The organism is Microbacterium helvum, from assembly GCF_014779795.1.
GTDB classification, from domain to species: Bacteria; Actinomycetota; Actinomycetes; order Actinomycetales; family Microbacteriaceae; genus Microbacterium; species Microbacterium helvum.
The window spans coordinates 41,614-59,946 of record NZ_JACXZS010000011.1 but is presented as its reverse complement, the minus strand read 5'-3'; the positions used below and the strand labels follow the sequence as shown (position 1 = coordinate 59,946).

The following is an 18,333-nucleotide window of genomic DNA, read 5'->3' as shown; positions in this document are numbered from 1 at the left end:
GAACCGCCCTCGTGAGGCGGGATGCACGCGTCAGCACTTCGACGGACTCAGTGACCGTCGCCTTCGACGCTCGTCAGTGCTTCATCGTAGATCGCCATCGCCTGTTCCACCTCGGCATCGGTGACGACGCACGGCGGCACGACATGGATGCGGTTGTCGGCGGTGAAGGGAAGGAGCCCGCGCGACACCAGCTCCTTCTTGAGCCGGCCGATCACGTCGGCGCCGACCGGCTCGCGCGTCTCGCGGTCGGCGACGAGCTCGAGCGCCCAGAAGACGCCCTCGCCGCGCACCTCGCCGATGAGCGGGTGCTTCTCTTCGAGCGCCCGCAGGCCCGGGCCGATGGCATCCGCTCCCACACGTCGGGCGTTCTCGACGATGCCCTCGCTCTGCATCGCGTCGAGGGCGGCGACGATGGATGCCGCGGCCAGCGGATGACCGGAGTACGTGAGCCCGCCCGGGAACACGCGTTCGTCGAACGTGGCCGCGATCGGCTCCGAGATGATCACGCCGCCGACCGGCACGTAGCCGGAGTTCACCCCTTTCGCGAAGGTGATGAGGTCGGGCACGACGTCGTGGCCGTCGAAGGCGAACCAGCGGCCGGTGCGTCCGAAGCCCGCCATCACCTCGTCGAGGATGAGCAGCAGACCGTACTTGTCAGCCAGCGCCCGGACGCCCGCAAGGTAGCCGGGCGGCGGCACGAGGATCCCCGCGGTGCCCGGAATCGACTCCAGCAGCAGCGCCGCGATCGTGGCCGGCCCCTCGGACTGGACCACGCGCTCGAGGTGGTGCAGGGCGCGCTCGCACTCCTCTTCGGGTGTCGTCGCCCAGAACTCGGTGCGGTACAGGTACGGGCCGAAGAAGTGCACGTGCCCGCGCGCGAACTGATTCGGCATCCGCCGCCAGTCGCCGGTCGCGACGATGGCCGCCCCGGTGTTGCCGTGGTACGAGCGGTACGTCGACAGGATGGTGTCCCTGCCGGTGTGGAGGCGCGCCATGCGGATCGCATTCTCGATCGCGTCGGCACCGCCGTTCGTGAAGAAGACCTTCGTGAAGCCTTCGGGCGCGTGCGACAGGATGCGCTCGGCCGCCTGACCGCGTGTGAGGTTCGCCGTCGCGGGGCCGATGGTCGCGAGCTCGGCCGCCTGCGCGCGGATCGCCTCGACGACGGCGGGATGCTGGTGCCCGATGTTGACGTTCACCAGCTGACTGGAGAAGTCGAGCATGCGGCGGCCGGCGTGGTCCCACACCACGGTGCCTGACCCGCCGGCGATGACGGGAAGGTCGAGCCCGGCCTGGGCCGACCAGGAGTGGAACACGTGCTCGCGGTCGAGCTGTTTCGCGAGGGCGTCGAGGTCTTCGGTCATGTCGCAACGTTCCCCGTTCTGCGTCGTCGGGTCAAGGGTCGTTCGTGCGGCCGGCGCGTTTCGTCTCGCTCGTGCCTCGCTCGCTCAACGAGCAGAGACCTGGTCGTTGAGCGAGCGGGGCGAGACGAAACGCGGACCCAGCTGCTACTGCCCGCCCTCGGTCAGGACGACGTCGATCGGCGTGTACTCGCCGCTGACCTCGACGCCCTCTTCCTTGAGCGCGTCGAGCGCCTTCTGGATGTACTCGTTCGAGTAGGCCGATTCTGCGGGCTTCTCGGTGATGAGCTCGAGGTCGTCCTGGTTCTTGGCAGACAGGGCGCCGTCGACGGTCTTGTTCCAGGCATCCTCATCGACGAGGCCGAAGTCGGCGCCGGTCCAGATGAGCTTGTTGACCTCGTTCATCATCCACTGCTGGTGCACCGGTCCGACCGGGAAGGCGGCCTCGGCTGTCGAGGCGATGTCGTAGACGATCGACGCCGACTCCTCGGCGTTGTCGCGCGCGTACACCCAGCCCTTCGTGATGGCCTTGAGGAAGCGGACGGCCGCGTCGGCGTAGGCCGGGTCGTTGCCCAGCCGCTCGGTGTCGGCCCACACGGCGTCCTGCAGCATGGCGCCCTCGGTGTCTTCGTACGAGACGACGTCGAAGTCCTCGGGCTGATAGAGCTGCCCCGTGTCGGGGTTCTTCACCTCGAGGATCTGCGCCCACTCGTTGTACGTCATCGCCTGCGCAGCGTCGACGTCGCGGTCGAGCAGCGCGTTCATCGAGAAGTCCTGCGTCGTGATCGACACGGTCGTGGAGTCGAGGCCCTCGGCCGCCATGGCGGCGAAGATCTCCCACTCGTTGCCGAAGCCCCACGAGCCGATGCGCTTGCCCTCGAAGTCGGCGACCGACGTGATGCCGTCGCCCTTCCACGACACCTGCAGAGTGCCCGACTTCTGGAACACCTGCGCGATGTCGGTGAGCTCGACGCCGGTGGCCTCCAGCGTGCCCAGCACTTTCGGGACCCACGCGATGGCGAAGTCGACGTCGCCGTCGACGAGGGCGTCCTGCGGCACGATGTCGCCGCCCGAGGGGATGATCTCGACGTCGTCGAAGCCCTCCTCCTTGAAGAACCCCTTCTCCTGCGCGACGTAATAGCCCGCGAACTGCGCCTGCGGCAGCCATTGAAGCTGCAGCTTGATCGACGTGAGCGGCTCGAAGTCGTCGCCGTCACCGGTGTCGGAGGTGTCGGGCGATCCGGCGCACGCGGCGAGTGCGAGGGCCGCGACGGTGAACGTGGATGCTGCCGCCAGACCTCGACGGAGGCCTGGGCGGAGCGGATGCTGCTGTGACATGGCGTTCCTTTCGTTGGTGCTGCTTCCTGTGGTGGGGTTCGACGGGCCGACCGCGATCTGGCCGGTGGATCAGGCGGGCGACCTCCGCGTCGCCAGACGCTCCAGGAGCGAGGTCACGAGGTAGAAGACGAGGCCGATGAGGATGCCGCCCAGCACGTACGCCCAGGCGAGCGCGGCGCGGCCGGACTTGGCGTACGTGGCGATCGCGGTGCCGATGCCGTCGGCCGGGCCGCCGAAGTACTCGGCGACGAGTGCGGCGATGACCGCCAGCGAGCTCGCGATGCGCAGACCCGTCAGCAGGTACGGCAGCGCGGTCGGCAGCGTCAGCAGCCGGAAGGTCTGCCAGCCCGACGCCGCCGACGCGCGCAGCACATCGCGGTGGACGGGGCGTGTCTGCCGGAGCCCACGCAGGACATTGACGAACACGGGGATGAACGCGGCGATGGTGGCGACCGCCTGTCGTCCGAATTGGCTCGACGCCCCGAACATGGTGTTGAGGATCGGCGTGATCGCCACGATCGGGATCACGGCGAGGGCGGCCACGAGCGGTGCCAGCATCCCGTCGATCGGACGTGCGGCAGCCGCGAGCCCGGCGAGGAGCATGGCCAGCAGCGACCCGATCACGAGGCCGATGAGGGCGTTGGTGGCGGTGATCGCCATGTCCTGCGCGATGATCGGCCAGCGCTTGACGAACTCCTCGAGGATCGCGAAAGGACTCGGCAGCATCCGCGGCGCGGTGCCGAGCACGTCCACCCAGAACCACCACACGATCACGATGAGTGCGCCGACGACGACCGGTGCGACCCACCGCAGCCACCCGGGCAGGCGGCGCTCGCCGGAAGCCGCGTCGGCGGAACGCCCGGCGCTGCTCGGGCCGGGCAGTGCGGCGGTGACCGTGTCCGTCATGTCTCGCTCGCCCTCGTGACAGGCGCACCGTGCAGGGCTTCGCGCACCGCGGTGACGCGGTCGAAGAACTCGGGCGACTCGCGCAGTGCCTCGGAGCGGGCACCGCCCAGTTCGATGTCGATCACGTCGGTGATGCGACCGGGCCGCGGACTCATGACGACGACGCGGTCGGAGAGGAACACCGCCTCGGGGATCGAGTGCGTGACGAACACGACGGCCGCAGAGGTCTCAGCGGCGATGCGGGTGAGCTCGGTCTGCAGGCGCTCGCGCGTCATCTCGTCGAGCGCGCCGAACGGCTCGTCCATGAGCAGCAGCTTCGGCCGGGCCGCCAGCGCACGAGCGATCGCGACGCGCTGCTGCATGCCGCCCGACAGCTGGTCGGGGTAGCGGTCGACGAAGTCGGTGAGGCCGACCAGCTCGGCGAGCTCCGCCACCCTCGCGCCGCGCTCGGCCTTGCCGGTGCCGTGCAGCTCGAGCGGCAGCGCCATGTTGGCGCCCACCGTGCGCCAGGGGAGCAGCCCCGCCTGCTGGAAGGCGATGCCGTAGTCCTGATCGGCGCGTGCCCTCTTGGCGGGCTTGCCGAAGATCTCCAGCGTGCCCGCGCTCGCCTGGTCGAGGTCGGCGATGAGCCGCAGCAGCGTCGACTTGCCGCAGCCGGACGGCCCGATGAGCGCCACGAACTCGCCGGCCGCGACCTCCAGGTCGACCTCCGACAGTGCGGCCACGTCGCCGGTCTTCGTCGCGAAGACCTTGCTCACCGCGGTGGCGCGCACCGCCGGGGCGTCCGAGGCGGCAGGGAGGACGGCATCCACTCGCTCGACCTGATGCGGGGTATCGGAGGTCATGCCTCTCCTCTGCGGTAGTTGGCCAGCCCGAGCCCGATGAGGGCGACCGAGCCGGCGGCGATCAGTCCGAGCGCGATCGAGCCGAAGGTCGGGCCCCACGGCGCCGCGGGGTCGCTGGAGGCCTGTCCGGCGAGTTGGATGAGCATGCGGCCGATGCCGCCCCGCATGCCGATCGACACCTCGGCGACCACGGCGCCGAGCACGGCGTTCGCGGCGGCGAGCCGCAGCGCGGGCAGCAGGTGCGGCACCGCGGCGGGCAGCCGCAGCCGCACCAGGGTCGGCCAGTAGCCGGCCGCGTAGCTGCGCATGAGATCGAGATGGATGCGGTCGGGCGAAGCGAGTCCGCGCAGCATGCCGATCGCCACCGGGAAGAAGGCGAGGTACGACGCGATGACCGCCACAGACAGCCATTGCGGCCAGGTCCCGCCTCCGCGGTCGATCTGGTTGCCGATCGCGTTGACGACCGGGGCGAAGGCGATGAGGGGCACGATCTGGCTGACGACGATCCAGGGGAGCAGCCCCCACTCCAGCAGCTGCCACCGCTGCATGACGAGGCCGAGCGCCGCGCCGACGGCGACGCCGATGAGCCACCCGATCGCGGCGATCCCGAGCGTCACCAGCGCGGCGCCGGCCACCGATACCCACAGCGGCGGGGTGTCGCCGCCGCTCGTCGGGGCGAACAGGCGCGACACCATGTCCCAGACGTGCGGCATGGCCCGGTCGTGCGTGCGCGGCAGGATCATGACGCCCGACCCCGCCTGGCCCGGCACGGCGCCGACCACGACGCCCTCGGCCGGCCCGAGGAACTTGTACAGCTCCCACAGCGCGAGCACGGCCAGCACGCCTACCGCGCCCCAGGCCGCCGCGACCCAGCCGCGCAGCTCGCTCTGCCGCTTCGCCGACCAGCCGACCGCCCTCATGCGCGCGCCGCCGTCACCGGGTCAGGCCTTCGCCGTCAGGTGGGTCTGCAGGGCGGGGATCACGGTCTCGCCGTAGACGCGCAGGGTCTCTTCCTTGTTGTCGTGCTGCAGGTACCCGGCGAACTGGGTCACGCCCAGCTCCCGCAGCGCCTCGAGTTTGGCGATGTGATCGGATGCCGTTCCCAGGACGCAGAACCGGTCCACGATGTCGTCGGGCACGAAGTCGACGTGGTCGTTCTCGGCGCGCCCATGCGTGTTGTAGTCGTAGCCGCTGCGGCGCTCGATGTAGTCGGTGAGCGACTCGGGCACGCCCTCGCCGTGGTGCCCGTACTTGGCGACGATGTCGGCCACATGGTTGCCGACCATGCCGCCGAACCAGCGGCACTGGTCGCGCATGTGCTCCCAGTCGTCGCCGATGTACATCGGGGCGGCCACGCAGATCGCGAGCGACTCGGGGTCGCGGCCGGCGGCGGCTGCGGCATCCTTCACCGTCTTGATCATCCACGCGGCGATGTCGAGGTCGGCCAGCTGCAGGATGTAGCCGTCGGCCACCTCGCCGGTGAGCTTCAGCGCCATCGGACCGTAGGCGGCCACCCACACGTCGAGCTCCGACCCGCGGCTCCACGGGAACTGCAGCGTCGCGCCGTGGTAGTCGACCGGCCGCGAGTTGGCGAGCTCGCGGATCACGTGGATCGACTCGCGCAGCTCTGCCATCGTGGTCGGCTTGCCGTTGGTGACCCGCACGGCCGAGTCGCCGCGGCCGATGCCGCAGATCGTGCGGTTGCCGTACATCTCGTTGAGGGTCGCGAACACGGATGCCGTGACCGTCCAGTCGCGCGTCGCCGGGTTCGTCACGAACGGGCCGACGACGACCCGGTTCGTGGCGCCCAGGATCGCCGAGTGGATGACGTACGGCTCCTGCCACAGCAGATGGGAGTCGAAGGTCCACACGTGGCTGAACCCGTGCGCCTCGGCGAGCGTGGCGAGCTGCACGGTGCGCGCCGCGGGTGGGTTGGTCTGCAGGACGACGCCGAAGTCCATGCTCACACCTTCCGGTCGTTGAGCGAGCGAGGAACGAGCGAGACGAAACGCAGCATCGGGATCACACCAGGTACTGCGACAGGCCGCGCTTGAGGAAGCGGCCGTCGCCCTTCGCGCCGAGGTACTGGCCGCCGTCGACCACGACCTTGCCGCGCGAGATCACGGTGTCGACGTGGCCGTCGATCTCGTAGCCCTCCCACGCGGAGTGGTCCATGTTCATGTGATGCGTGCGGCCCTCGCCGATGCCGATCGAGGTGTGGCCGTTCGGGTCGTAGACCACGACGTCGCCGTCGGCGCCGGGCTGGATGACGCCCTTGCGGCCGTAGAGCCCGAACATCCGGGCCGGGGTGGTGCTGGTGAGCTCGACCCAGCGCTCCAGCGTGATCTTGCCCGTCACGACGCCCTGGTACATGAGGTCCATGCGGTGCTCGACCGAGCCGATGCCGTTCGGGATCGCGCGGAAGTCGTCGATGCCGAGGTCCTTCTGGCCCTTCATGCAGAACGGGCAGTGGTCGGTCGACACCATCTGGATGTCGTTGGTGCGCAGCGCCTGCCACATGTGGTGCTGATGGCCCTCCTGTCGCGACCGGAGCGGCGTCGAGCACACCCACTTCGCGCCCTCGAACTGGCCCCATTCCTCGCTGAACCCGCCGAGCTGCTCCTCCAGCGACAGATACAGGTACTGCGGGCAGGTCTCACCGAACACGTTCCAGCCCTGGTCGCGCGCCCACGCCAGCTGGTCCACGGCCTGCTTCGCCGACACGTGCACCACGTACAGCGGTGCCCCGGTGAGGTTGGCCAGCATGATGGCGCGATGCGTGGCCTCTTCCTCCATCTGCCATGACCGGGCGATGCCGTGGTAGTACGGCGCCTTCTTTCCCGCCTCGGCCAGCTGCGCCGCCAGCACGTCGATCGCGGGCCCGTTCTCGGCGTGCATCATCGTGAGCAGGCCGGTCTCGTGCGAGACCTGCATGGCCTTCAGCACCTGCGCGTCGTCGGAGTAGAACACGCCCGGGTAGGCCATGAAGAGCTTGAAGCTCGTGATGCCCTCGTCGACGAGCCCGCGCATCGCCGCGAGCGAGTCCTCGTCGACGCCGCCGATGATCTGGTGGAACCCGTAGTCGATGGCGCAGTTGCCCGCGGCCTTCTCGTGCCAGGCGGCCAGGCCGTCCTGCACGCGCTCGCCGTAGCGCTGCACCGCGAAGTCGATGATCGACGTCGTGCCGCCCCACGCCGCGGCGCGGGTGCCGGTCTCGAACGTGTCGGACGCCTCGGTGCCGCCGAACGGCAGCTGCATGTGGGTGTGCGCGTCGATGCCGCCCGGGATCACGTACTTGCCTGTGGCGTCGATCACGGTGTCGACGGATGCCGCGATGTCGGTCCCGAGCAGCTGCGAGCCGGGAGCCAGCACGGCCGCGATCGTCTCGCCGTCGATGAGCACGTCGGCCTCGCCGCGGCCGGTCGCCGAGACGACGGTGCCGCCGGTGATGAGTGTCGTCGTCATGTCAGCCCCCTCACGGCTTCGCGATCTTCGTGTACGAGTCGGGACGGCGGTCGCGGTAGAACTGCCAGTCGTCGCGCATCTCGCGCACCATGTCGAGGTCGAGGTCGCGCACCAGCAGCTCCTCGTGAGTGCCCGAGCCGCGCTCGCCGACGAAATTGCCGCGCGGGTCGATGACCTGGCTCGTGCCGTAGAAGTCGACGGCGAGGTCGCCGTACTCGTTGTCTTCGCGGCCGACGCGGTTGGGCTGCAGCACGAAGTAGCCGTTGGCGACCGCCGCGGCGGGGCCCTCGATCTCCCAGAGCCGGTTCGACAGCCCCGGCTTGGTGGCGTTCGGGTTGAAGACGATGTGCGCGTCGTTCAGCCCCAGCTCGCGCCATCCCTCGGGGAAGTGACGGTCGTAGCAGATGTACATGCCGACGCGCCCGACGGCGGTGTCGAAGACGGGGTAGCCGAGGTTGCCCGGGCGGAAGTAGAACTTCTCCCAGAACCGGTCGAGGTGCGGCAGGTGGTGCTTGCGATACTTCCCCAGGATCGTGCCGTCGGCGTCGACCAGCACCGCGGTGTTGTAGTACACACCGGTCTCGGCCTCCTCGTAGATCGGCAGCACCATGACAGTGCCGAGCTCTTTCGCGAGCGCGGCGAAGCGCTGCACGATGGGGCCGTCGGCCGGTTCCGCGAAGCGGTAGTACTTCTTGTCCTGAGTGATCCCGAAGTACGGGCCGTAGAAGAGCTCCTGGAAGCACACCACCTGGGCGCCCTTGCTTGCGGCATCCCTCGCGAAGCCTTCGTGCTTGTCGAGCATCGACTGCTTGTCGCCCGTCCAGGTGGTCTGCGAGATCGCAGCGCGTACCGTCGTCATTCGTCTCTCCGTTCCGGGCGAGTCGTGCTCACCCCCGGGTGAAGGACCGACGGTCCGACCGGGAAGCACCCCTGCGTCCCGATCCTGTCGATTCGACGTTTCCCGTCGGTTTCGGCCTGTGACGCGACAGTAAAGCCTCACCGGGTGCGGCGCAATGGTGGGCTCAGCAGACCTTTCCGCGGGGCGTGTCGCCGCGGCGCGTACATCGAGCGAGGGATGCCGCATCCCGGCGATTACAGCGCGCGACGGATGCCGGCCACCCGTTCCTCCCGTACCGTGAGACGGTGTTCCGCCGCCTGAAGACGTATCAGCTCGTCGTCGACGTCGGCATCGCGGTCGTGTTCTTCCTGATCGCGTGGCCGATCGAGTCGGTCCTCGTGGTCGGTGCGTTCGGGGTGGAGTACCACCTCGCCTCGGTCGGCCAGCTGCTCTTCGGCGGCATCATCGCCGCGCTGTTCTCGTTCGCGCTCGCGCTGCGTCGGCTGTCGCCGCCGTTCGCGCTCGGGCTGGCCTGGGTGGGTGCGCTCGTGCAGATGGGACTCGGGCGCCCGCCGAGCTTCAGCGATGTCGCGATCTTCGGCGTGCTGTACGCGACGGCCGCCTACGGCACGCGCGTCGTCTACTGGGCCGGCTTCGCATCAACGCTCATCGGCGCGCTCGTGATCACCGTCTACCTGTTCGCCGGCCCCGCGTTCGCGGGCGGCGGGCTGACGTGGCAGACGCTTCCCCTGGCGCTCATGACACTCATCGCCGCCGCGTTCGCGCTGGGGCTGTCGTGGACGACCGGCGCCCTGGTGCGCACCGCCGTGCGCGCCCGCGAGAACCGCGAGGCGCAGCAGCGCGCCGAGGCCGAGACTGCGGCGGAGCAGGAGCGCGTGCGGATCGCCCGTGACATGCACGACGTCGTGGCGCACTCTCTGGCGGTCGTGATCGCCCAGGCCGATGGCGCCCGCTATGCCGCGTCGTCGGACCCCGCCGTCGCCACCGAGGCGCTCGCGACGATCTCGACCACCGCGCGGTCGGCGCTGGCCGACGTGCGGCTGCTGCTCGGCCAGCTGCGTCACCGACAGGGCGACGGGCCCCAGCCGACCATCGCCGACCTCGAAGAGGTGTACGCCCAGGTGCGTGCGGCGGGCGTCCCGCTGCGCGTCGACGTCGACCCGGCGCCGCCCGGCTCGCCGCCGGCGGCCGTACAGCTCGCGGTCTACCGCATCCTGCAGGAGGCGCTCACCAACGCGCTGCGGCACGGCATACCGGGCGGGGCGGTCGACGTCCGGCTGTCATGGCTCCCCGACCGCGTGGAGCTGTGGGTGCGCAACCCCGCTGCGCCGCCCGCGCCCGGAGCACGACCGGGGCACGGCCTCATCGGCATGCGCGAACGCGCACAGCTCGCCGGCGGGCGCCTGGACACCGGAGCCGAGGACGGCGATTTCGTCGTCCGCGCCGCCATCCCCATCGGAGGACCCGCATGATCGCCCGACTCCACAGAATCGGATCCGCACGAGCGGAGGCGAGCCGCGACACGCCGGGCTGCGGCATCCATCCTCCGGAGTGTCGGCGCGATCGTCCGCATGCGCGGATCCGATTCTGCGACGGTGCCTCGATCGGAGTGCCCGCATGATCCGCGTCGCACTCGTCGACGACCAGGCGCTCTTCCGCGCCGGCATCCGCATGCTCGTCGACTCGCAGCCCGACCTCGAGGTCGTGGGCGAGGCCTCCGACGGGCGAGAGGGCGTCACGATGGTGCGCGCGACGAAGCCTGACGTCGTGCTCATGGACATCCGCATGCCCGTCATGGACGGCCTCGCGGCCACCGCGGAGCTGCTGACGGATCCGGGTCATGACGGGGCGCCGTCGCCGCGCATCGTGATGCTCACGACGTTCGACCTCGACGAGGCGGCGGCGCGCGCGATCCGGCAGGGTGCGAGCGGGTTCCTGCTGAAGGACGCCGACCCCGAGTTCCTGCTCGCGGCGATCCGGACGGTGCACTCCGGCTCTGCGGTGATCGCGGCATCCGCCACTCGCGAGCTGTTCGAGAGGTTCACGGATGCCGTCGCGCGGCCGGTCCCGCCCGCCTATCTCGAGCTGACCGAGCGGGAGCGCGAGATCTTCGCGCTGGCCGCGCGGGGGCTGTCCAATGCCGAGATCGCGGCGCGCGAATTCCTGTCGGAGGCGACCGTCAAGACGCACATCAGCCGCATCCTGACGAAGCTGGGCCTGCGCGACCGCGTGCAGCTGGTGGTCTTCGCGTTCGAGCACGACCTGGCCTAGCCGCGTGTCGGCGGCATGGGCCAGGATCGGCCCATGGAACTTCAGCTGAGCATGGTCGTCCTCGAAGTCGCCGACCTGGAGGCATCCGTCCGCTTCTACCGGCGGCTCGGCCTCGACCTTCCTGACGCGGTGCCCGGCGGGCGGCCCGTCGTCGCGCATCGCATGGGCAGCGGGGTGACTCTGCTGCTCATCACCGGGTTCGCGTCGACGTACGACCCGACATGGTCGCGTCCCGTAGGACGCGGGTACTCGCAGATGCTCGAGTTCTATGTGGGTGAGGATGCTGTCGTCGACAGCCGTTGGAACGAACTGGTCGACGCCGGCTATGTCGGGCGGATGCCGCCCACGCAGACTGTCGGACCATACGCGGCGATCGTCGAGGACCCCGACGGCAACGCCATCCTGCTGACCTCGGACGAGGCGGCCTCGCCGGAGTCATGATCATCCTTGCGATGTAGCGGGATGCCTCTCGGGGCCGACGCGCCGCCGGGTGCGGCATCCATACCGTCGTAGGCATGGAACTCTCATCGACCGACCTGGGCCTCGCCGCCCGGGTGCAGCAGCTCACCAAGACGTACGGCGCAGGCGAGAGCACCGTCCACGCGCTCGACGGGGTGAGCGTCGGCATCCGCCGGGGCGAGTTCACCGCGATCATGGGGCCGTCAGGCTCGGGCAAGTCGACGCTCATGCACATCATGGCGGGACTGGATGCGCCGACATCGGGGCGCGCGTGGATCGGCGACACCGACATCACGGGTCTGTCCGACCTGGAGCTCACGATCCTGCGTCGGCGCCGCGTCGGCTTCGTCTTCCAGGCGTTCAACCTGGTGCCGACGCTGGACGCGCTCGGCAACATCATGCTGCCCTTCGACCTCGACGGCCGTCGACCCACTGCGCTCGAGCGGGCGCGCATCGACGGGCTCGTCGAACGACTCGGCCTCACGACCCGCCTCGGCCACCGCCCGCACCAGCTCTCGGGCGGCCAGCAGCAGCGCGTCGCGATCGCCCGGGCGCTCGCGACGGCGCCCGACCTGGTGTTCGCCGACGAGCCGACCGGCAACCTCGACTCCCGTTCGGGCCGCGAGGTGCTCGCCCTGCTCGCCGCTGCGACGCGCGAGCACGGCCAGTCGATCGCCATGGTCACCCACGATCCGGTCGCCGCCTCGCACGCCGACCGCGTGCTCTTCCTGGGCGACGGCCGCATCGTGGCCGACAAGCCGCGGCAGAGCGCCGAAGAGATCTCGGCCTACATGCTCGCGTCCGAGCTCGGCACGGCCGCGCCCGCAGCGCCGACCACGGCCGTCCCTGTCGGGCAGGTGGCGTCGTGACCGCCGTCGTCGAGACTCGGGCGAACGGGATGCCGCCGGCCGCGGCTGGGCCCACGCGCCCGGAGGCTCCGGGCGACGCGCCAGCGGCGCCTGGAGGGGGCGTGGGGACCGCGCTTCACCAGCGCAGCGCGCGGCTGTCGTGGCTGCGCGAACGGGGCATGGGCGGCAGCATCCTGGTCGCGGGCATCTCGAGCGCGTTCGGCGCGATCCTGCTGAGCGCCACCGGATTCATCGCGGCGATGCTGAAGGCGAATCCGTACATCGGCGACAGCGAGACCCTCGCGGTCGTGCTGGTGATCATGAGCTTCCTGCTGATCGGCGTCGCCGTGTACGTCGCGGCGATCGTGACGGCGAACACGTTCGCGACCGTCATCGCCGGTCGCACCCGCCGCATCGCGCTGCTGCGGCTGATCGGCGCGTCGGCGAGGTCGCAGCGCGAGGAGGTCGCCCGGCAGGGGCTCGTCGTCGGTGTCATCGGTGCGGGGGTCGGGCTCGTGGGCGGCACGCTGCTCTCGTGGGCCGGTGTCGAGCTCGCCTCTGCGGCGCTGGGGCTCGAGGAGGTCGACTACGCCGTGCTGCAGCCGGTGCTGCTGATCCCCGCTGTCGTGGTGGCACTCACCACGTGGGCGGCGGCATGGGCGGGCTCGCGTCGCGTGCTGACCGTCACGCCGCTGCAGGCGCTCGGCGGCTCGGTCGAGGCGACGCACGACGCGTTCGTGCGTCGCGGGGCGCGCAACGGTGTCGCGATCACGCTGTTCGTGATCGGCGCGGCGCTGCTGGCGCTCGGCATCGCGTTCGGCCTGGTGTCGCCGCTCGGCGTGATCGTGGCGTTCTTCGGGGGAGTGTTCTCGTTCACCGGGCTCGCTCTCGGGGCGACGCTCGTGATGCCTCCCGTGCTGCGACTCGTCGGACGACTGTTCGGCGGCTCGGCGACTGCGCGCCTGGCGGCCGAGAACGCGCTGCGCTACCCCGAGCGGTCGAGCCGCATGGCCATCGGCGTGGTCATGGGCGTGACGCTCGTGACGATGTTCGCCGTCGCGCTCGAGACGGTGAAGGCCGTCATGATCGCCTCGGGCGGCGGTGAGGCGCCGGTCGAGATGACGACGCTCGTCGACACCTTCGCCGCCATCATGATGGGCCTCGTCGCGGTGTCGGCGGTGATCGCGGCCGTGGGCCTGGTCAACCTGCTCACGATCGGCGTCGTTCAGCGTCGCCGTGAGCTCGGGCTGCTGCGCGCGCTCGGGGTGTCGACCGGTCAGGTGCGTCGCATGGTGCTGCTGGAGGCCGCGCACATCACGATCGCCGCGACCGCAACGGGTCTGGTGCTCGGCATCGCGTACGGCTGGGCCGGCGCGCAGTCGCTCCTCGGCTCGGTGGCGGTGCCGCCGTCGTGGTCGGCGCCGACGTTCGTCGCCCCCGCCGTGCCGTGGCTGCCCGTCGCGATCATCGTGGTCGCGACCGCCGTGCTGACGCTCGTGGCTGCGGTGGTGCCCACTCGCCTGGCCACCCGTGTCGCTCCGGTCGAGGCGCTCGCCGACTGACGCCGGAGACGGATGCCGCGGCGCAGGCTTCGCGCCGCGGCATCCCTTCCCGTCATCGGTCGCGCGCCCACGCGGCTGCCCTCGCTGAACACGTTCACTTGCGCTGTTCGTACGTGAGAAGGCCGCTACTGCGTACGTTCAGCGCAAGTGAACCGATTCAGGGGGTGACGGGAGGCACGAGGCGGAACGGGCCGCCCGTCGCGACATCGGCCTCGACCTCGAGGTATTCCGCGTCGGCGTGGGCGTCGTCGTCGCTGGAGTACAGCTCTGACACCTGCTTCAGCGCGGTGACCAGGTTATCCTGCGGAACGGCGGTGTCGACGGCCTTTCCGTGCACGCCGCTCCGCGTCGACATCAGCGTCGTGAGCCGGGGCAGCGTCTCGGGGCGGTCCTTCCACAGCGCCCACAGCGTGCGGGGCGTCGCGTTGCGGCTGCCGTGGTGGCCGACCTTGTACAGGTCGACGGCCGCGAGCCTGGCACGCAGCTCGGGCTCCTTCGCGAACCGCTTCAGGGTGTGCTGCCAGTTCTCGATCTGCGCGTCGCCGGGGAAGAGCAGCGACAGTCCGCCGATCTCGAACAGCAGCAGCAGGCTCGTGTTGTTGAGCGCGTCGTCGAGGCCGCGCACCAGCCGCAGCAGCGAGTGCGTGCGCTGTGCCTTGAGGTTGTCGATCAGCCACCGCACCGGGCTCGGCCCCACCGGTATCGTGCCTGCGGATGGATCGCCGCCGGCCTCTGCGGCGGCGACCGTGGTCGACAGCGCCAGCGACGTGCCGAGCGCTGTGAGCCAGTACTCGTCGTCGTCGGCGGCCTGGCGGGTGACGTCCGGCTCCTGGTCGGGGGTCGGCGGGCCGAGCACCGTGGTCGCGAGCCCCGGCACGATGTCGGCGATCCCCGCGTCCGCCCCGGTGTACAGGTACCGCCCGCGATCGCCCGCCGACAGCTCGTCGAGCAGGGCGACGGCCTCGGCGTTCTTCAGCTGCTCTTCGGCGGCCGCCGCGACCTTCGCGTCGAGCGCGGCGAGGCCCGCGAGCGCCCCGGCGTGCTCCTGTGCCGCGCCGAGCAGGCGTGCGTAGCGGAGGGATGCCGGTCCCACGGCGCCGTCCGACGGCGCAGGCGCGGCGGGCGCCGGGCCCGCAGCCAGAGCCGCCGCACCGGCGGCCGGCGCATCGGCCGGGCGGGCGGCATCCGGTCCGAGGCGAGGGTCTTCGGTCCACGACCGCAGCACGATCTTCGGGGCGAGTCGGCGCAGGATCTCGGCGCCCGCATCGACCTCGAAGCCGCGCAGGTGGTCGCGGTGGCGGTGGGTGACGGCGAGCACGTCGAGCACGCCATGGGTGTGCTGGTCGATGAGCGCGGCGACGTCGGCCATGCGCCCCCGCGCGAATCCCTTGCGCGGCGAATGACTGGTGCCGTAGTCGATCAGGATGTGACGCTCGGCGCGCCCGTCGTCGAGCGGGCCGTCGTACTCGACCGAGACGAGCAGGCAGTCGCCGAAGCCGACCTGGTACATGCGCACACGGACGCGGATCGGAGTGCTCACCATGCCTCCCCGGAGCTGAGATCGGTGCTGTGGAGCGCGGCGAAAGCCTGCCCGCGCGAGCGACCCTCTGAGAAGCCGAGCCCGCCCTTGGTGTCACGGCGGCCCGTCTCGTCGAGATAGCTCAGCCGCCGCACCTGGCGACGCCAGTCGTCGATGCGCTTGTAGACGTGCAGCTTGAGGCGGCCGAACTGGTCGAAGACGAGCGTCCCGCCGCCGAAGACCTGCACGGGGGTGTCGTGGTCGATCCCGTCCGGCAGCGGCAGCTCGGACTCGCGGGCGAACTCGCCGGCCGTCATGTCGGCCATCTGCACGTAGGTGGCGACGGACTCGGGCACGATCAGCCCGTCGGGGCCGATGCGCTGCGTCGGCAGCACCGACTCCACGACGGTGTAGAACCGGGTGCTGATGCCCAGCCGCGGCGCGTTCTGCCAGAGGAACCGGAACACCTCGTCGCGGTCGCTGCGCAGGCTCGCGTAGTTGATGCCGAGGTAGCGGGGCATCAGTTCCGCCTCGAGGACGTCGGCGTCGCGTTCGGGACGATGGATGCCGGCGGCCTCGAATCTCGTCGCCAGCAGATCGCGGTACCCCAGGTCGTCGTCGGGCACGACCTCGGCGTCGGCCAGGAGGACGGCATCCAGCAGATCCTCGAACTCGAACTCGACGGGCGGCAGGTAGTCGAGCCCGCGGATGAGCATCGTGAGCAGCTGCGATGCCGCCTTGACCCCCTCTTCGGCGGCGCGGGTGCGGTCGACGGTGACGTCCTTCGCCTTCGACCCCGGCCGCGAGAACAGCGCCTGCAGGCGGGTCCACCAGATGTCGATGAGCACGTCGAGCACGACCGCCACGAGCACCTCGCCGCGGCGATGCGGCTCGTCGTACAGCCGCAGCTCGGTCCAGTCCGCGGGCGGCGGCTTCAGCGCGGATGCGCGCAGCGCGCCGCGGCCCTGAGTGAGCGTCCGGCCGATCTGCTCGGCGACGCCGGTGAGCACGCCGCGGCGCAGGCGGTCGGGCTGGACGCGGTCGCGGTGGATGCGGCCGTCCTTGTCGGCGCGGCCGAGAGCCTGTTCGACGACCGGGCGCATCGAGAACACCGACAGCAGTGCGACGATGTCGGCGAACCCCTCATGGAACGCGGCCTGGTCGGGCAGGCTCGGCTCGAGGAACCGGTGACGCAGCCCGTCGAGCACGGCGTGCGTGGTCTCATGCACGACGACGTCGTGGCTGAGGCAGGTGTACACCGGACGCCGGCCGGGCGTGCTCGCGGGCACGTAGCCGAACAGCAGCGCGTGGTCGTCGTCGGAGTAGAACGCGTTCGCCTCGGCGAAGGCGTGCGGCACCAGATAGAGATGGTGCCCCTCGAATCCCCACGACAGCCGGCGGCCGAGCGCCGACTCGAACGTCGCGAGCGTGCGCGCCGCGGTGGCGTACACGTGCTGGGCGTGGAAGGCCTTGTCGTCGAGCAGCTCGTCGTCGTCGGCATCCGCGAAGACGTCGTCGTCGGCGATCCCGGGGTGCTTCAGATACTCGCCCGTCGCGGTGTCGAAGTCGACCACGTGCAGCCGCGCGCCGCGCGGGCCGTCCTCCATGCGCGACCACGGCACCTTCACCCTCGCGGTCAGGATCCTCTTGTCGTCGCCCTTCACCGCCGGGTCCTGTGCGATGAGGCGCAGCGTGACGTGCGTGCGCGGCTGATCCTGCGGTTCGTACCCGGTGATCTCGGACATCAGCTCTCCCACGTGATGCGGTACGGCTTCGCGGTCGCCGCGGTGGCGTCGACGCGGTGCTGCACCGAAGGATGCAGGCGGTCGGTGCGGGCCGGATGGCGCCGGCGCCAGCCGAGCCCCGCGATCGCCCAGTACCACTGGTGGAAGTGGATGCGCCCCTCGCCGCGCTCGACCGGTACCGCTGCGCCGTCGGTGACGCCGAGCAGCCTGTCGTACACGCGGCCGTCGATCCGCAGGCCGGCGGCGACCGCCTCGGCGGTCATCCACTCCAGCGACAGGTCCGACAGCCCGTGGTCGTCCTCGAACGTGCCGCCGACATCGCTGTGGACGCCCGCGAACCACATCTCCTCGAGGTCGCGGCGCGGGTCGTCCACGACCTTGGCGCCGTCCTTGTCGGTGCCGAAGCGGTACTCCGTGAACGCGCGGCGGTTCTCGTCCAGCGCGAGCGCGAGACGACCTGTCTGCACGCCGTCGACGTTGCGGGTGAACGGCCAGCGCACCTGCTCGAACCGAGCCCGCAGGTTGAACCAGCCGACGGATTTGACGGTGTCCCACACACCGAGGAACGTCACCGGCTTCGCGAACCGCTCGAAGTCGGGATTGCCGAACCCGTTGTCGAACGACGACCGGGTGCTCCAGAAGGCGCGATCGGCGGCATCCCCTCCGCTCTTCTCGTCGGGCTTCTTCTTGCCTTGGGCGAGCGCCATCTTGAGCGCGTACGGGACGAGGTTCTCGGCGCCCGGCCGCAGCAGTCCGACGCTGCGCAGCACACCGGCGAGCGCGACGGCCGTGTAGGCGCCGCGACTGAAGCCGAACAGCATGATGCGATCGCCCGGCCGGTAGTGGTTCATCAGCCAGACGTAGGCGTCGGCGATGTTGTCGCGGATGCCGTACCCGACGATCAGCCCGGCCGTGCGGGTGAGCCACGCGCCGAACGGCGTGACCGCGCCTCGCGCACCCATCGTGCCGACCCCCGGGTCGTAGAACACGAGCTGCGCGTCGTCCTTGACGGCCAGCGCATACAGCCGTGCGACGTTGGTGACACCTGACTCGGGCTCGCTGCCCGTGCCGTCCAGGCACAGCACGAGCGTGCGTGCGGCCGGCTGCTGCGTGGCGGTCTCCATGCAGGGGAGAGGATGCCGGCGGCCCGAGTGA

General features: G+C 70.5%; 16 protein-coding genes. 5 read left to right on the top strand and 11 right to left on the bottom strand.

All coding sequences use genetic code 11. From position 1 onward, the window contains the following. Nucleotides 1–47: 47 nt before the first annotated feature. The 8 genes from IF188_RS15745 to IF188_RS15710 all read right to left on the bottom strand — a co-directional run bounded on the left by IF188_RS15745 (nucleotide 48) and on the right by IF188_RS15710 (nucleotide 8,774). A complete protein-coding gene (locus tag IF188_RS15745) occupies nucleotides 48–1,364 on the bottom strand; it encodes an aspartate aminotransferase family protein (RefSeq protein WP_191172759.1) in 1,317 nt (438 codons plus the stop codon). Nucleotides 1,365–1,508: 144 nt separating this feature from the next. Continuing rightward, a complete protein-coding gene (locus IF188_RS15740; RefSeq protein WP_191172758.1) occupies nucleotides 1,509–2,699 on the bottom strand; it encodes an ABC transporter substrate-binding protein in 1,191 nt (396 codons plus the stop codon). 69 nt (nucleotides 2,700–2,768) lie between these two features. Further along, entirely contained in the window at nucleotides 2,769–3,605 is an 837-nt protein-coding gene (locus tag IF188_RS15735; protein ID WP_191172757.1) for an ABC transporter permease, read from the bottom strand. Then, a complete protein-coding gene (locus IF188_RS15730; protein WP_191172756.1) occupies nucleotides 3,602–4,450 on the bottom strand; it encodes an ABC transporter ATP-binding protein in 849 nt (282 codons plus the stop codon). The genes IF188_RS15735 and IF188_RS15730 overlap by 4 nt, the downstream gene beginning before the upstream one ends. Further along, nucleotides 4,447–5,370 carry an ABC transporter permease gene (locus IF188_RS15725; RefSeq protein ID WP_191172755.1) on the bottom strand — a complete coding sequence of 308 codons (924 nt, stop codon included), beginning with the start codon at nucleotides 5,368–5,370 and terminating at the stop codon, nucleotides 4,447–4,449. The genes IF188_RS15730 and IF188_RS15725 overlap by 4 nt, the downstream gene beginning before the upstream one ends. Nucleotides 5,371–5,391: 21 nt before the next feature. Next, on the bottom strand, nucleotides 5,392–6,411 hold the full coding sequence (locus IF188_RS15720) for a TIGR03842 family LLM class F420-dependent oxidoreductase (RefSeq protein ID WP_191172754.1): 1,020 nt from the start codon (nucleotides 6,409–6,411) through the stop codon (nucleotides 5,392–5,394). 61 nt (nucleotides 6,412–6,472) lie between these two features. Continuing rightward, nucleotides 6,473–7,915, bottom strand: coding sequence for a dihydropyrimidinase (gene hydA / locus IF188_RS15715; RefSeq protein ID WP_191172753.1), 1,443 nt, complete (start codon nucleotides 7,913–7,915; stop codon nucleotides 6,473–6,475). Between the two features lie 10 nt (nucleotides 7,916–7,925). Beyond that, a complete protein-coding gene (locus IF188_RS15710) occupies nucleotides 7,926–8,774 on the bottom strand; it encodes a nitrilase-related carbon-nitrogen hydrolase (RefSeq protein ID WP_191172752.1) in 849 nt (282 codons plus the stop codon). Nucleotides 8,775–9,058: 284 nt separating this feature from the next. Between IF188_RS15710 and IF188_RS15705 the strand changes: the two genes are divergently transcribed. The 5 genes from IF188_RS15705 (at nucleotide 9,059) to IF188_RS15685 (ending at nucleotide 13,914) form a co-directional block, all read left to right on the top strand. Beyond that, nucleotides 9,059–10,246 carry a sensor histidine kinase gene (locus IF188_RS15705; protein WP_191172751.1) on the top strand — a complete coding sequence of 396 codons (1,188 nt, stop codon included), beginning with the start codon at nucleotides 9,059–9,061 and terminating at the stop codon, nucleotides 10,244–10,246. A gap of 145 nt (nucleotides 10,247–10,391) precedes the next feature. Continuing rightward, on the top strand, nucleotides 10,392–11,045 hold the full coding sequence (locus IF188_RS15700) for a response regulator (protein ID WP_191172750.1): 654 nt from the start codon (nucleotides 10,392–10,394) through the stop codon (nucleotides 11,043–11,045). Between the two features lie 33 nt (nucleotides 11,046–11,078). After that, nucleotides 11,079–11,486, top strand: coding sequence for a VOC family protein (locus IF188_RS15695; protein ID WP_191172749.1), 408 nt, complete (start codon nucleotides 11,079–11,081; stop codon nucleotides 11,484–11,486). 74 nt (nucleotides 11,487–11,560) lie between these two features. Then, a complete protein-coding gene (locus tag IF188_RS15690) occupies nucleotides 11,561–12,373 on the top strand; it encodes an ABC transporter ATP-binding protein (protein WP_191172748.1) in 813 nt (270 codons plus the stop codon). A gap of 158 nt (nucleotides 12,374–12,531) precedes the next feature. Next, a complete protein-coding gene (locus IF188_RS15685) occupies nucleotides 12,532–13,914 on the top strand; it encodes an ABC transporter permease (protein ID WP_224752003.1) in 1,383 nt (460 codons plus the stop codon). A 157-nt stretch (nucleotides 13,915–14,071) separates the two neighbouring features. On the opposite strand, the gene IF188_RS15680 is transcribed toward IF188_RS15685, so the two are convergent. From IF188_RS15680 to IF188_RS15670, 3 genes are read right to left on the bottom strand one after another with little or no spacing between them, the layout of a single operon-like run. After that, nucleotides 14,072–15,454, bottom strand: a complete 1,383-nt coding sequence (locus IF188_RS15680; protein ID WP_191172746.1) for a ComEC/Rec2 family competence protein — start codon at nucleotides 15,452–15,454, stop codon at nucleotides 14,072–14,074. Then, nucleotides 15,451–17,178: a gluzincin family metallopeptidase gene (locus IF188_RS15675; RefSeq protein ID WP_191172745.1), complete on the bottom strand. Its 1,728-nt coding sequence runs from the start codon at nucleotides 17,176–17,178 to the stop codon at nucleotides 15,451–15,453. The genes IF188_RS15680 and IF188_RS15675 overlap by 4 nt, the downstream gene beginning before the upstream one ends. Beyond that, nucleotides 17,178–18,302 (bottom strand): DUF2235 domain-containing protein, encoded by a 1,125-nt coding sequence (locus IF188_RS15670; RefSeq protein ID WP_191172744.1) that lies wholly within the window; start codon nucleotides 18,300–18,302, stop codon nucleotides 17,178–17,180. The genes IF188_RS15675 and IF188_RS15670 overlap by 1 nt, the downstream gene beginning before the upstream one ends. Between the last annotated feature and the right edge of the window lie 31 nt (nucleotides 18,303–18,333).

Excerpts from the sequence above, each read along its gene's own strand:
- IF188_RS15740 (WP_191172758.1), bottom strand. The coding sequence starts at position 2,699 with ATGTCACAGCAGCATCCGCTCCGCCCAGGCCTCCGTCGAGGTCTGGCG.
- IF188_RS15700 (WP_191172750.1), top strand. The coding sequence starts at position 10,392 with ATGATCCGCGTCGCACTCGTCGACGACCAGGCGCTCTTCCGCGCCGGC.
- IF188_RS15730 (WP_191172756.1), bottom strand. The coding sequence starts at position 4,450 with ATGACCTCCGATACCCCGCATCAGGTCGAGCGAGTGGATGCCGTCCTC.
- IF188_RS15720 (WP_191172754.1), bottom strand. The coding sequence starts at position 6,411 with ATGGACTTCGGCGTCGTCCTGCAGACCAACCCACCCGCGGCGCGCACC.
- IF188_RS15685 (WP_224752003.1), top strand. The coding sequence starts at position 12,532 with ATGGGCGGCAGCATCCTGGTCGCGGGCATCTCGAGCGCGTTCGGCGCG.
- IF188_RS15735 (WP_191172757.1), bottom strand. The coding sequence starts at position 3,605 with ATGACGGACACGGTCACCGCCGCACTGCCCGGCCCGAGCAGCGCCGGG.
- IF188_RS15695 (WP_191172749.1), top strand. The coding sequence starts at position 11,079 with ATGGAACTTCAGCTGAGCATGGTCGTCCTCGAAGTCGCCGACCTGGAG.
- IF188_RS15675 (WP_191172745.1), bottom strand. The coding sequence starts at position 17,178 with ATGTCCGAGATCACCGGGTACGAACCGCAGGATCAGCCGCGCACGCAC.
- IF188_RS15710 (WP_191172752.1), bottom strand. The coding sequence starts at position 8,774 with ATGACGACGGTACGCGCTGCGATCTCGCAGACCACCTGGACGGGCGAC.
- IF188_RS15670 (WP_191172744.1), bottom strand. The coding sequence starts at position 18,302 with ATGGAGACCGCCACGCAGCAGCCGGCCGCACGCACGCTCGTGCTGTGC.
- IF188_RS15745 (WP_191172759.1), bottom strand. The coding sequence starts at position 1,364 with ATGACCGAAGACCTCGACGCCCTCGCGAAACAGCTCGACCGCGAGCAC.
- IF188_RS15690 (WP_191172748.1), top strand. The coding sequence starts at position 11,561 with ATGGAACTCTCATCGACCGACCTGGGCCTCGCCGCCCGGGTGCAGCAG.
- hydA (WP_191172753.1), bottom strand. The coding sequence starts at position 7,915 with ATGACGACGACACTCATCACCGGCGGCACCGTCGTCTCGGCGACCGGC.
- IF188_RS15725 (WP_191172755.1), bottom strand. The coding sequence starts at position 5,370 with ATGAGGGCGGTCGGCTGGTCGGCGAAGCGGCAGAGCGAGCTGCGCGGC.